This window comes from Streptomyces sp. NPDC001985 (assembly GCF_040296845.1).
Lineage (GTDB): Bacteria > Actinomycetota > Actinomycetes > Streptomycetales > Streptomycetaceae > Streptomyces.
This window is the reverse complement of sequence record NZ_JBEOYB010000023.1, coordinates 51,913-64,839: the sequence shown is the minus strand read 5'-3', so window position 1 is coordinate 64,839 and position 12,927 is coordinate 51,913. Positions and strand designations below refer to the sequence as shown.

At 74.3% G+C, this 12,927-nt stretch carries 10 protein-coding genes; 4 read left to right on the top strand and 6 right to left on the bottom strand.

Annotation, left to right across the window (positions count from 1 at the left end):
• The first annotated feature begins 23 nt into the window (after positions 1–23).
• Complete coding sequence (locus ABT122_RS13035; RefSeq protein ID WP_351549782.1) at positions 24–1,076, top strand: ScbA/BarX family gamma-butyrolactone biosynthesis protein; 1,053 nt, start codon at positions 24–26, stop codon at positions 1,074–1,076.
• Positions 1,077–1,179: 103 nt separating this feature from the next.
• Positions 1,180–1,788: a response regulator transcription factor gene (locus tag ABT122_RS13030; RefSeq protein WP_351549779.1), complete on the top strand. Its 609-nt coding sequence runs from the start codon at positions 1,180–1,182 to the stop codon at positions 1,786–1,788.
• A gap of 50 nt (positions 1,789–1,838) precedes the next feature.
• Here the strand turns inward: ABT122_RS13030 and ABT122_RS13025 are convergent, their stop codons facing one another.
• The 4 genes from ABT122_RS13025 to ABT122_RS13010 are packed head-to-tail and all read right to left on the bottom strand — an operon-like array spanning position 1,839 to position 7,597.
• The gene (locus ABT122_RS13025; protein WP_351549777.1) at positions 1,839–3,095 is read right to left on the bottom strand and encodes a sensor histidine kinase; all 1,257 of its coding nucleotides are present in this window, start codon (positions 3,093–3,095) and stop codon (positions 1,839–1,841) included.
• Positions 3,096–3,125: 30 nt separating this feature from the next.
• Positions 3,126–4,805 (bottom strand): SagB/ThcOx family dehydrogenase, encoded by a 1,680-nt coding sequence (locus ABT122_RS13020; RefSeq protein ID WP_351549774.1) that lies wholly within the window; start codon positions 4,803–4,805, stop codon positions 3,126–3,128.
• Between the two features lie 54 nt (positions 4,806–4,859).
• Positions 4,860–7,235: a TOMM precursor leader peptide-binding protein gene (locus ABT122_RS13015; RefSeq protein ID WP_351549772.1), complete on the bottom strand. Its 2,376-nt coding sequence runs from the start codon at positions 7,233–7,235 to the stop codon at positions 4,860–4,862.
• Positions 7,232–7,597: a TIGR04351 family putative TOMM peptide gene (locus ABT122_RS13010; protein ID WP_351549769.1), complete on the bottom strand. Its 366-nt coding sequence runs from the start codon at positions 7,595–7,597 to the stop codon at positions 7,232–7,234. Before ABT122_RS13010 ends, ABT122_RS13015 begins: the two co-directional genes overlap by 4 nt.
• 251 nt (positions 7,598–7,848) lie before the next feature.
• Here ABT122_RS13010 and ABT122_RS13005 point away from each other — a divergent pair, with 251 nt between their 5' ends.
• Positions 7,849–8,688: an AfsR/SARP family transcriptional regulator gene (locus tag ABT122_RS13005; protein ID WP_351549766.1), complete on the top strand. Its 840-nt coding sequence runs from the start codon at positions 7,849–7,851 to the stop codon at positions 8,686–8,688.
• Positions 8,689–9,042: 354 nt separating this feature from the next.
• Positions 9,043–9,831 carry a thioesterase II family protein gene (locus tag ABT122_RS13000; protein ID WP_351549763.1) on the top strand — a complete coding sequence of 263 codons (789 nt, stop codon included), beginning with the start codon at positions 9,043–9,045 and terminating at the stop codon, positions 9,829–9,831.
• 56 nt (positions 9,832–9,887) lie between these two features.
• Here the strand turns inward: ABT122_RS13000 and ABT122_RS12995 are convergent, their stop codons facing one another.
• Together ABT122_RS12995 and ABT122_RS12990 are read right to left on the bottom strand one after the other, a co-directional pair.
• A complete protein-coding gene (locus tag ABT122_RS12995) occupies positions 9,888–11,429 on the bottom strand; it encodes an MFS transporter (RefSeq protein WP_351549760.1) in 1,542 nt (513 codons plus the stop codon).
• Between the two features lie 610 nt (positions 11,430–12,039).
• Positions 12,040–12,918: an alpha/beta hydrolase family protein gene (locus tag ABT122_RS12990; protein ID WP_351549757.1), complete on the bottom strand. Its 879-nt coding sequence runs from the start codon at positions 12,916–12,918 to the stop codon at positions 12,040–12,042.
• Positions 12,919–12,927 lie beyond the last annotated feature (9 nt).

Here is a 12,927-nt window from a genome sequence, read left to right as displayed (position 1 = left end):
CTGTCTCGAAGGGAACCCTCACCATGTCCGTATCCCCGCCCGTGCCGACGCCGGCACCGGCACCCCGGAAGGTCCCGGCCACCACGGCGCCCCCGAAGGAGCGGCCGGGGGAACAGAGCGGGAAGGCCGCGCTGAGCTATGAGGCGACCGTGCCGCGGGCCCTGGTCCACCGGACCTCGGTGGCGGAGGTCTTCGTCACCGACTCGGTCCGGACCGGAGAGGACCGGTTCGCCGTCGCCGCGCAGCTTCCCCGGGGCCATCTGATCGGCGAGGACTCGCCGCTCTACGACTTCACCCTGCTGGTCGAAGTGGTGCGGCAGGCCGGGGTGCTGGCCGCCCACCGCCATCTGGAGGTGCCGCTGGGTTCGGCCTTCATCTTCCGGGACCTCCATCTGCACACCACCGGGTTCGAGGCCCTGCGGATCGGGCCGAGGCCGGCCGATCTGACGATCGCGCTGGACGCCCGGCCGAAGCGGAACAGGGCGGGGCGGCTCCAGGGGTTCGGCTTCACCGGGGAGATCGTGGTCGACGGACGGCCCGCGCTCATCGGCGAGGGCGGGCTGCTGATCCTCTCCAGGGCCGCCTACCGGGTGCTGCGCGGCCGGCGGCAGGTGCCCGACCACCCGGGGTTCCTGCTGCCCCGGTTCACGGCGGCCGAACCGTCCGCCGTGGGGCGGCGGGACACCCGGAATGTCTTCATCACCGATCCGGTGGCGGAGACCGAATCGGGCCGCTTTTCGGCGCAGTTGGTGGTGGACACCACCCATCCGCATGTGTTCGACCATCCGCTGGACCATGTGCCGGGGCATCTCCAGATGGAGGCGGCCCGTCAGTTGGCCGTCGCGTCGGTCTCCCGGCTCCAGGGCCTGGACCCGCGCACCCTGGCGGTGGCCTCCATCACCACCAGCTTCTCCGACTACACGGAGCTGGACCGGATCACCCGGCTCCGGGCGACGGTGGAGGGGTTCCGCTGGGACGAGCGCCTGCGCACCTTCACCGTTCCGGTCGCGGTCGAGGCGCTCCAGGAGGGAAGGACGACCACGGCGCTCAGGCTGGAGGTGGCACAATGGAGTTGAGCGTGAGAAGAACCTTCACAGAATCCCCGAACAAACGTTCCATCCAGTAGCATTTCCGCCCAAAAGGTGTCGGCCGATCGACCGAGCCCGACGGGGGACCGCATTGATTCGCATCCTGCTCGCCGAGGACATGCACATGGTTCGCGGGGCGCTTGTGGCACTGCTGGCCCTGGAGGACGACTTACGGGTGGTCGCGGAGGTCGAGCGGGGCGACACCATCGTCAGCACGGTCCTGGAGTTCCGGCCCGATATCGCGATCATCGATGTCGATCTGCCCGGCCTGGACGGACTGAGCGCCGCGGCGCTCCTCGCCGAACAGGCCCCCTGGTGCCGGACGCTCATCCTCACCAGCCTCGGCCGGCCCGGGACACTCCGCAAGGCACTCGCCGCCCGGGTCGGCGGCTTCCTGCTCAAGGAGGCGCCGCCGGCCCGGCTGGCCCACGCGGTGCGGGAGGTGTCGGCCGGCAACCGGGTGATCGATCCCCAACTGGCCCTGGCCGCCTTCGACAACGGCGAGAACCCCCTGACCCCGCGCGAGGTCGAGGTGCTCCGGATGGCGGCCGACGGGGCGGAAGCGGCGGAGATCGCGGTACGGCTGTTCCTCTCGGTGGGCACCGTGCGCAACTATCTGACGACGATCGTCACCAAGCTCAACGCCCGCAACCGGGTGGACGCGATCCGGGTGGCGCGGGAGAGCGGCTGGCTGATGTGACGCCGGAACCGCCGGCCCGCACACCGTCCCGGCACTGACCGACCAGCCGGTCAGCCGGCCAGCCGCAGCGGGGCCTGTGCCGTCAGCACGAACCACCCCTGCCCGTCGATTCCGGAGCTGAGCCGGCCGCCGACCGCCGCGAGCCGGAACCGCAGGTTCTGGAGCCCGCTGCCGTCCTGTGTCCGGGGCTCGGCCGGCCCCTCGGGTCCGGCCGCCCGCTCCCGGCCGGTGTCCACCCCGTCGTTGGCGATGACCAGCACCAGCTCCCCGGCCCTGGTGGTCCAGCTCTCGATCCGGCAGTGCTCCGCCTTGCTGTGCCGCAGCAGATTGGTGACCGCCTCCCGGAGCACGGTGGCCATGATGGTGTTCGTCTCCCCCTCGGGCAGCTTCCCCCGGATCTCCACGGTGGCCTGGATGCCCCCGGCCTCCAGCACCGCCTGGGCCGAGACCGCCTCGGTGGCCAGCGACATGTCGCGGTAACCCCGGGCGACCGTGCGGACGTCGGAGAGCGCCTGCCGGGATATCTCCAGAATGTTCTCCAGCTCCTCCAGCGCGCGGTCCGCCTCGCAGTGCACCAGCCGGCGGGCCAGCTCGCTCTTGAGAGTGATCGCCGAGAGGCTGTAGCCCAGCAGATCGTGCAGATCCCGGGCGAACCGCAGCCGCTCCTGGCTCACGGCGAGCCGGGCCAGGGCGTGCTGGGCCTCCTGGACCTCGACCACCAGCTCGGCGAGGCGGGTGAGCCCGAAGACGGTCAGCCCGGTGAGGATGGTGGCCACACCGAAGTACGCCGCCCCGACGAACCCCGACGAGCCGAGCAGCGGTCCGGTCATCCACCCCACCAGGCCCACCAGGGCGAAGAGCGGCCAGGCCACCGGGGGCCGGAGCACCAGCAGCACGGAGGCGCCGAGGAAGCCCGCCATCCCGCCCCAGCCGAACCCGAGGGCGAAGAGGGGCAGATAGGTCAGCAGCGCCTGGAGGGCGAGGGTCCACCGGCCCCAGCGGGCGCGCAGACCCCGTAACCGATAGGTGGAGTGGACCAATTGAAGAAGGAAGATGGCGGCGAAGCCGAGCGCGGACGCGATGAGGGTCAGCGTCTGCGGGTGCGCCTCCACGATGTTGAGAAAGCCCACGACGAGAAACCCGCACTCGACCAGCAGCAGGATGGTCATGGCGAGCTGGGGCGGGGGCGCGTCCGTCCCCAGGGTGCGCAGCGCGGCCGACAGCGCGGGCCTGCCGCCGGTTCCGTGTTCGGCCTCCCGTATGCGGAGAATCCGGAATCTGCCCGAGTGCGTCGTGCCTTCCTTCATGGAATCCCCCGCCGGCGGCACCAAGGGAGATCAGTCTAGGGAGAGACGGTGAGCCCCGGTGCCCGAATGTGGATGAGACCTCTGAAGTTCATGAGCCGGAGAGACGGAACGTTCCTCTCCATCCGGGAGTGTACCGAGGACAAAGCCGCCGACGCTCGGCTCGATCCGCCAGTCCTGGCCGGTGGCACGGGCGGCCAGTTCGATGTCCCCGCTGCCCAGCGCGCAGGGCGCGAGTCCCATCGCGGTGCCGATCAGATAGAGGTTCTGGGTCACCGCGCCGACGTGCTTGAGCGTCAGCGCGTACGCCAGCCCGCTGTACTTCCAGGTGAGCCGGTGGATGCGCGAGGTGATGGTGATGACCACGGCCGGGGGGTCCGTCAGCCCGGCGGTGATCCGGGCCTCGTCGAACAGTTCGGACATGCCCGATCCCCGGTCCGGGGTGCCGACCTGGACCAGGCAGTGCTCCAGCGGGGCGTAGTAGTGCATGCCCGGCGGCACCCCCGCGCAGTCCCGGACCGCGAGGTAGAACTCCAGCTCGCAGGCGCGGCCACCGCTGGGATAGGGCCGGTCGGTGAAGGGGCCCTCCTGGCTGCCGCGCGGGTACTCGTGCGTCGAGCGGACCCGCAGCGCCCGGTAGAGGAACTCGCCCAGCGCCGCCGCGTCGAGCCGGCCGGAGCCGTAGGCGCGGACACTGCGGCGCTCCTCGACCACGGTCGTCAGCGGGGGGTCCCCGGCGGCCACGTCCGACAGCGAGGGCCGCGCGAGCGGGATGCGCGGACCCTCCGGCAGGGGTTTGACGGCCGGCGCCGGCGCCATCCGGTCCGCGAGCGGATAGGTGGCGCCGAAGTCGGCATCGTGGCGGCCCAGGGTGGAGCGGGTGTGGAAGAGCAGATCGACCGCGGACCACGAGGCCAGGGCGGGATCGCGGTCCTCGGCGAAGCCCGGGACGACCGGGGCGGGATCGCCGGGCCCGCCACCGCCGGCCCGTTCGGACCCGGCGGACCCGGCGCCCGCATCGGGGGGTGCGGACGGTTCGGCGGGCACCGCCATGCCGGTGGCCAGCAGATGGGCGATGATCTCCATGGTGGCGTCGACGGGCAGCGGCACGGCGGCGGCCACCTCGGAGCCGGTGACCGGCCGGCCGAGCATGCCGATCACCCAGGCCGCCTCCGGCCGGTGCACCACCACCCGGTGCAGCGAGTTCGGCGACTCCAGCACGAACCCCTGGCCCTCACTGCGCAGAAACGCGAACTGGGAGAGGCGGATCGGATGGCTCGCCCCGACCGCCAGGGGGCCGAAGCGCGCCGACGGGGAGATCGGGACCACGGAGAGCAGCAGATGGTCGGGGCTGTCCAGGCTCAGTGACCGCACCACCAGGTGCTGGAGCCGCTGAAGGACCATCAGGATCTCGGCGAGCGAGCCCGCGATGGGCCGCCCCGGCGTCTCCGGGCCGTCCTCACCGGACGGGGGGACGGTGTCCGCGACGACATTCGCCAGCGAGATGGGCCCGAGGCTCATCCGGCGCAGCGCCTCGCGGACCGACGGCCGCGCGTGGCGCAGCCGTACCTCTCCCCACCGTCCGGAGAGCACGACGGAGCCGCTCGCGCAGCCCGTCTCCACCAGTACGTCTTCTCTGAGCGCCCACAGCGAGAGGCTGCGCCGTCCGCGGCGTACGGTCGGAAGGGCGTCGTACGACCTCTCCACTGGCATGGGAACTCCTGAACGGGACACGGGAAGTACCCGTGGGTGGCGGCCCACGGGGACTCAGACGAACAGGGGGATGGGGTTGAGAGCGTCGTACGGGGTGGGCGCGGCCAGCCGGCCCAGGCGCACCGGTACGTCGAAGAGCCGCCCGGGTCCGTAGCGGGCCCAGAAGTGGCGCAGACCGGGGACGACCACCTTCACCACCGGGATGTCCAGATCGGGCCTGGTCTGGTCGAGGACGAGCAGTTCCATGCCGCGCTCGCGCAGCAGCGCGACGGCCGCCTCGGTGTCCTCGCGCAGATCGGCGCGGTACCGGTAGCCGAAGTCCGCGGGTCCGGCGGCCCGCAGGGTGGGATCGGGCAGCAGATAGGGCTGGTTCCGCACGGTCGCGCCCCACCACCAGCCGAGCGGTTCGGGGGCTCCTGAGCCGTAGCCGGTGCCGTCGGCGCGGGCGTCGACGACGGCGGGCAGGAGCTGGTTCATCTCGGTGAGGGCCCGGCGCATCGCGACGACGGGGTCGAAGTGGGCGCCGAAGCCGAACATGATGTCCTCGGAGGGTTTGTCGGTGCGCCGGGAGAGCGCGGCGAAGACCGGGACCCCGAGGTCGGAGGTGAGGTCCAGGGCCCACACCTCGCGGTGCAGGTCCCGGTAGACACCGATCAGCTCCTCGGTCCAGCCGTCGCCGAAGCCGCCGCCCGCGCCGTCGAGCCGTGCGGCGGGCTGGCGGGTGCGGTTGTACCACCACAGGGCCACCGCGTCCCGCTCGACCAGTTCGAAGAAGCCCTGGAGGATCGCGTCCTCCAGACTGCTGCCGGCGGCGTTGCCGTTGGAGTCGGCGCGCAGGGAGCGGCGCCCGGCGACCGGTGGGACCGTCTCGTCCGGCGGCCCGGCGAAGTACAGCATTCCGGTGGGCAGCAGCCGGCCGCGCTGTTCGGTGAGCGACCAGACGGGGGTCCAGTCCACCGGGGCGCGGTCGTCGAAGGGCTCGGGCACGTACTGGCAGGAGCTGTGCAGCGCGTTCCACCGGTCGCGCTCGCGGAACTGCCGGGGGGCGAAGAGCTGGCAGGCGTCCGGGGAGAGGGCCGTGTCGCCGAGGCCGCGCAGACTGTCCCGTACCCGTGGTTCGTCGCCCTGGAGGGTGCCGCTGTACCGCTCCAGGGCTTCGCACAGGGCGCTCGTCTCGGCCTCCAGCGGGGTGGTGCCCTTGCCTCCGCTGACCTGGCGGAGCCCGGCGCGCAACTGGGCGAGGTCGTTGCCGCCGACGGCGGGGTTGCGGCCGGCGAGCCAGCAGTGGAGGGCGGCGGGGGCCCGGGGGTCGCGGCGGATGGCGTCGACGACCCCGGTGACCGGGCCGACCAGGTGGCGGTAGCGGTCGTGGACCTCCTGCACGGTGCGGGAGCGGTGGCCGCCGCCGGAGTGGGGCGCCTTCGGCCGGGAGACGAGGACCACCGGGCGCCGGGTCCGTTCGGCGACCAGGCCGGGGTCGCCGCAGTCGGGGCACTGGGGGCGGCGGCGCAGTTCGTGGTGGCGGGCGGTCAGGGAGAGGGTCTCCAGGGTGAGTACGCGGGACTGGCCCGGGTAGCGGTAGCCCGCCAGCCACTTCGCGGCCTCCAGGACGGTCAGTTCGGCGGCGGCGCTGCTGGAGGCGGGGACGCGGGCGGCGGGGCGGGGCACCGGCCCCGTCAGTCCGAGCGCGCGCCGGACGGGGGCCTCGGTGAGCCGGTGGCCGCGCAGCCGGTGGGCCAGGCAGGACCAGCAGGCGCCGGACGCGGGGGTGAAGACGGGGCCGATCCAGGTGGTGGAGCCGCCGGGTCGCGCCAGCAGCCAGGGGCGGCCGGTGACCTGGTGCAGGGCGTCGAGTTCGCGCAGGTCGGGGTTGAGGTAGTCGTCGCAGACGACGATGGACAGATGCGCGGAGCCCGCCGCTCCGGCGGCCCTGCCGGTGGTCCGGGCGGTCGCCGCGAGGCCGGCGGCGGCGCAGGCCTCCAGTACGCGGTCGGGGGCGGCGGAGCCGGCCGTCAGCACCTGGACGCGGGCGGCGGCGAGCCGCTGGAGGGTGTCGGTGCCGTCGAGCCCGGCCAGTTCCCAGTAGGCGCGCGCGGGGCCCCGCACCGCGTCGGCCGCCGTGTCCTGGCCGGTTGCCGCGTACCCCACGAGCCCGGCCTGGGCGAGCCGTCCGATGAGCCGCCCGGCCTGTTCGGCGGGGATGGTGCGGGCCGCCTCCCGCAGGACGGACGCCAGGTCGCGGGTGCCGTCGAGCAGGGGTACGAGGGCCTCTATCCGGTCGCCCTGGAGCGCGGTGACTCCCCGGTCGGAGAGCAGATAGGCGGCGTCACCGGCGACGACCTCGGCTCGCAGATGGCTGCGGAACCCCACGCGCCGCCCGCGCGCGGTCTCCGCCGGGCGCACGGAACGCTCTCCGTGGAGGGCCGTCATCGCCGGACGGCCCGGTTCTCGGCGGCGGTCTGCGCGGCGCTCACTTCCCAGGTCAGGCAGGCGCCCGCATGGGCGGTCGTCGGCCGGGTCAGCTCCTCGATGGACAGCTCGCACACGGGGGATTCCGGCAGGGCGGGGGCCGGCTCGCCCACGTCCAGGGTGACCCCGAACTCGTCGAGCACGGCCCGGGCGTCGGCCCGGTAGCGGGCGGCGAGCGCCGGCTCCAGCCAGGTGCGGGCGATCAGTTCGACGAGCCACTCCCGGTCGTGCGGCAGGCTCGGTCCGGCGGTGGTGGTGCCGGGTGCGCCGGCCGCTTCGGCCACGATCGGATTCTCGGGGGCGACAAGGATGGTCTCGTTCACGTTGTCCTCCGCATGCGCTCTGGGGTGGGACGGGAGCAACGGTTCAGGTGCCGGGGGAAGAAATTCTGCGGGCGCGGCGGGGCCCGGGGACAGTGTTCGCTTCATGCCTCCCGCATGAGTTCCTCATGGGCCGCACCGTCGTGGATTCATGTGCGGCCGGTGATCGGGTCACTGGGGCGGGGGCGTCCCGGCTGCCATCGTGGAACTCCCCGGAGAGGAAGCCGGGCGGCTGTGGCTGGAGGGAGAACCAGATGGAGATCCGGGTCCTGGGACCGCTCGTCGCTCAGCTCGGGCGCACGTCGGTGGTGCCGAGCGCGGCCAAGCCCCGCCAGGTGCTCGCGCTGCTGGCGCTGCACCCGGGCAGGGTGGTGACCGTCTCCGCCCTGCTGGACGAGTTGTGGGGGGACGCTCCGCCGCGCACGGCGCCCGCGACGCTGCAGACCTATGTCCGGCAGTTGCGCCGGATGCTGGGGGAGGCGATGGACCCGGCCGGGGTCCGCGGCCCCAAGGACATTCTCTGCACCCGGTACGGCGGTTACGCGCTGGATGTGGCGGCGGCCGTGGACGCGACGGAGTTCCACCGGCTGTGCGGGGCCGGGCAGACGGCGCTGCGGGAGGGCTCGGCGCTGGAGGCGGCGGGGCTGCTGCACCGGGCGCTGGCGCTGTGGCGGGGGCCCGCGCTGGCGGATGTGCAGATCGGGCGGGCCCTGGAGGTGGAGGCGCTGCGGCTGGAGGAGACCCGGCTGAGCGCGCTCGACGGCCGGATCGAGGCGGATCTGCGGCTGGGGCGGCACGCGGCGCTGCTCGGTGAGCTGACGGCGCTGGCCGCCCAGCACCCGTTGCACGAGACCGTGCACGCGCAGTTGATGCTGGCGCTGTACCGGTGCGGCCGGCCCTCGCACGCGCTCAGCGCCTATCAGCGGCTGCGCCGGTCGCTCATCCGCGAGCTGGCGCTGGAGCCCTCGTCCCGGCTCCAGCGGCTCCAGCAGTCCATCCTGGGCGCCGATCCGGGGCTGGAGCCACCGGAGCAGACCTCCCCGTCGGCGGCCACCGCGCGCGGGACGGGGCGGCTGCTCGGCGCGTCGGCCTGAGGGGTTTCCCCCGGATCGGGCCGGATCGGTGAGCGGGGTCCGGTGCCGGGGCGCGCGGGACGGAGGACGGGGACCGCGCGGAGCACCGGCGACGGACGGCAGCGCGGCGGGGCGCGGCACCGGGGCGCGCGAGCCCGGCGAGATCCGAAAGAGACGACCCAGGCGGCTCTTAAGCGGTGCTGCCGACTCTGGGGGCGTGCCGGCCGATTGCCCCCGGTGCCGGGTTCCGCCGCCGGAGGGCCGGTTCCCCGGCCCGGGCGCGGCGGCACGACCACCGGGCGGGCCCGGCGTGCCTCGGCCGCACGGGCCCCTCCCCCCGGTGGACATCGGGTACCGAGAGGAGAGCCGGGGAGAATGACGCGATATCTGAGGCGCGGTGGCCGGGCCGGAGAAGGACGGCTCCGGGTGTTCTGCTTCCCCTACGCGGGCGGAGGGGCGTCCTCGTACGCCGGCTGGGAGCGTCGGCTCGGTGTCCCGGTGGAGGTGCTGCCGGTGCAGCTCCCGGGCCGGGAGGGGCGGATGGCCGAGCCGCGCTTCACCGATCTGCCGTCCCTGGTGGCGGATCTGGACGAGGAGATCGGGCGGGAACTCGACGCGCCGCATGTGCTGTTCGGACACAGCATGGGGGCGCTGATCGCCTTCGCCCTCACCCAGCGGAGGCGGGCCCGGGGCGCCGTGCTGCCGCTCGCCCTGCTGCTGAGCGCGCACCGGGCGCCGCATCTGCCGTCCCCGTCGATCACCGGGAGCGCGCTGCCGGACGACCGTGAGCTGGTGCGGGGGCTCTCGGCGCTGGGCGGGCTGCCCCGGGTGCTGCTGGACCGCCCCGAGTGGCTGGCGGCGCTGCTGCCGGTGGTGCGGGGGGATCTGCTGCTCTGCGCGGGCTCGGGCGGGGTCGACCGGACGCCGGTGCCGGTGCCGGTGCACACCTTCGCCGGGGTGGACGACCGGCTGGTGACGGTCCCGGAGATACGGGCGTGGGGCGCCTACTCCACCCGGGAGAGCGAGACGGTGGTACTGCCCGGGGGCCACTTCTTCATCCGGGACCAGGAGGCCGTCTTCCTGGACCGGCTCTCGGCGGTGCTGCGGCGGTACGCGGCGCTGCCGGACCGCGCCCCGATGGATCTGGTGGGCGCGCCGGACTGACCCCGGCGGCACACACGCGACACGGGCCGCCCCTCCCCCGTCCGGGGAGGGGCGGCTCACCCTTGGCGGTGGTCCGAGGCGCGGAGCGCCGGGTCCCGCGCGGGGGCGGGCGGGGAAATGCGGGACGGGCGGCCCGGCAGCAGGAGGGCGGCGAGCACCGCGCCCGCCGCGACGGCGGCGGCGCCCAGCGTCAGGGCGGTCGCGGCGGCGTGGCCGAAGCCCGCGCGGGCGGTCGCCGCGAGGGCCTCCCCCGCGGCGCCGCCGGTGCGTTCGGCCAGCCCCAGGGCGCCGTCCAGGGTGCTCCCGGCCGCGTCGGGCAGGTTCGCGGCGGCGGCCTCGCGCGCGTAGCCGTGCGCGAGGAGGCTGCCGACGACGGCGACCCCCAGCGCGTTGCCCAGCTCCTGCATGGTCATGTCGAGGGAGCCGGTGGCGCCGGAGCGCTCCGGCGGCACCAGGGACATCACCACGTCGGTGGTGGGACCCATGGCCAGGCCGAAGCCGGTGCCCGCCAGGACCAGTCCGGCGAGGACCGGCGGGTAGCCGCCGCCGGCCTGGGCGACGACGAGAATCCCCGCCGCCCCGAGGCCGAGCCCGGTGGCGACACTGCCGCCCGGGCCCACCCTGCGGACCAGCGCGGTGCACAGCACCGTCCCCAGCAGCACGGCGAACGCGACCGGCATCACGGCGAGCCCGGCGCGCAGGGGCGCGTACCCGAGGGCGGACTGGAGCCGCTGGGTGAGGACGAAGAGGGTGCCGGCCAGGCCGAACATCAGCAGCAGGACGCTGACGCTCGCGCCGATGAAGGGCGCCCTGCGCAGCAGGGCGAAGTCGACGACGGGGCTGGGGTGGACACGCTCCCAGCGCACGAAGGCGGCGCCCGCGACGGCCGCCACGGAGAACCCGGTGAGTGGCCCGGCGGAGGTCCAGCCGTGCCCGGAGACCTGGATCGTGGCGTGGACGAGACCCACCATGGCGGCGGTGCCCAGCAGCGCGCCCACCGGGTCGGGACGGCGCGGCACCCGCGCGGCCGACTCGGGGAGCAGCAGCGCCCCGGCGGCCAGCACGACCGCGGCCGGCAGCAGATTGACCGCGAAGATCGACCCCCACCAGAAGTGCCCGACCAGGGTGCCGCCGATGACGGGCCCCGCGGCGACCCCGAGGGCGGAGGCGCCGCTCCACACCCCGATGGCGCGGGCGCGCTCTCCCGGCGGGAAGACATGCACCAGCACGGCGAGGGTGGCGGGCATGATGAACGCGGCCCCGAGCCCCATCAGGGCCCGGGCCACGATCAGTTGCCCGGTGCCGTCGGCGGCCATGCCGACGAGGGAGCCCGCGCCGAAGACGGCCGTCCCGGCGAGGGTGGCGCGGCGGTGGCCGTACCGGTCGGCGAGGGTCCCGGCGGTGAGGAGGGTGCCGGCGAGGGCGAGGGCGTAGCTGTCGACGATGAACTGAATCTCGCCGATTCCGGCGTCGAGGTCGCGCATCATCGCGGGGATGGCGACGTTGAGGAGGCCGTTGTTGAGGATGATGGAGAAGAGGGCGAGGGAGAGGGTGGTGAGTATCCACCACCGCCGGGGGTCCGTACCGGTCGTGCCCATCAGTGACCTTTCCTTCCGCACGGGGGTCGCCCCGCCGGGGGCGCGCGGCTTCGGGGACCGGCCCCCGACCGGGGCCCGCGGCATGCGAGCACCTGTGGCACAGGGTCCGTCCTCAAACTCCCCCAGAGCTGCCTCCGGGAGGCGCCCCAGACAGGCTGGGTGGTTCAGCCCCACCGGCGATTGAGGCGCACCCACCCAGCCCCGCCGGCGATTGAGGCGCGGGGGTTCGGGGGCCGGCCCCCGACCGAGGCCCGCACCATGCGGGGTCCTGTCACACAGGGTCCGTCCTCAAACCCCCCAGAGCTGCCTCCGGGAGGAACCCCCAGACGGGCTGGGAATGCTCGGGTCACCCGTGGCGCGGGGTCCGTCCTCAAACGCCGGACGGGCTGATCTTCCCGGCCCCTCCGGCGACTGAGCCGCACCCCCCAGCCCCTCCGGCGACCTGAGCAAACCCAGCCCCGCCGGCGATTGAGGCGCGGGGGTTCGGGGGCCGGCCCCCGACCGTGGCCCGCAGGATGCGGGGTCCTGTGGCACAGGGTCCGTCCTCAAACGCCGGACGGGCTGAAACTGCTCGGGCTGCCCGTGGCGCGGGAGCGCACAAGGGGAGCGGTCACCACGCCAGTTGGGCGATCTCCTCCGCCACCACCGCACACGCATCCACCGCCGGATCGATCAGCGGAAAATGCCCCACCCCCTCCAGCAACGTCAGCCCCACCGTCTCCCCCGCCCTCCCCGCCGCCTCCACGAACGACTCCGCCAGCGCGTACGGCACCGTGATGTCCGCCTTCCCCTGGACCAGGGTCGTCGCGATCCCGGTCGGCAGCAGCGCCGCCGGGTCGCTGTGCACCCGGCGCTCCTCGAACCCCGTCCCGGTGGCGGCGACCCCGAGGAACTGCCGCACCGCGCCCCCGCACACCTCCAGCTCCACCGCCCGCGCCAGATCCGCGATCGGCGCGAGCGCGACCACCCCGCGCAACGGGGGCGGCGCCGGCAGCCGCCACGGGGACCCCGGGGGCAGCACATGGCGGGCCGCGGCCCACAGCGCGAGATGCCCGCCCGCCGAGTGCCCCGTCAGCACCGTCCGCCGGAGATCCGCCTCCGGCAGCGCCTTGGGGACCAGATCGGGCAGCGCGTCCAGCGCGGCGGCCACATCGTCGAAGGTCTCCGGCCACCGCCCCGCGACCGGCGCCGCCCCGCCCTGCTGGGGGAGGTCCCGGCCGCGCCGGTACTCCACATTGGCGACCGCGAACCCCCGCCGCGCCAGAAACCCGGCGAACGGGGTGATGTGCGCGCGGTCGTACCGGCTCCGCCACGCCCCGCCGTGCAGGACGACGACGAGCGGGGCGCTCCCCGGGCTGCCGTGGGGCGTGTAGAAGTCGACGACCTGATCGGGGTGGTCACCGTACGGAGCGGACGCATCGGGAGCCACGGCCGGATGCGAGAAAGCCGATTCGGCCTCGGCGGAGTCACGGGCGACGGGGTCCGGCATGCGATTCCA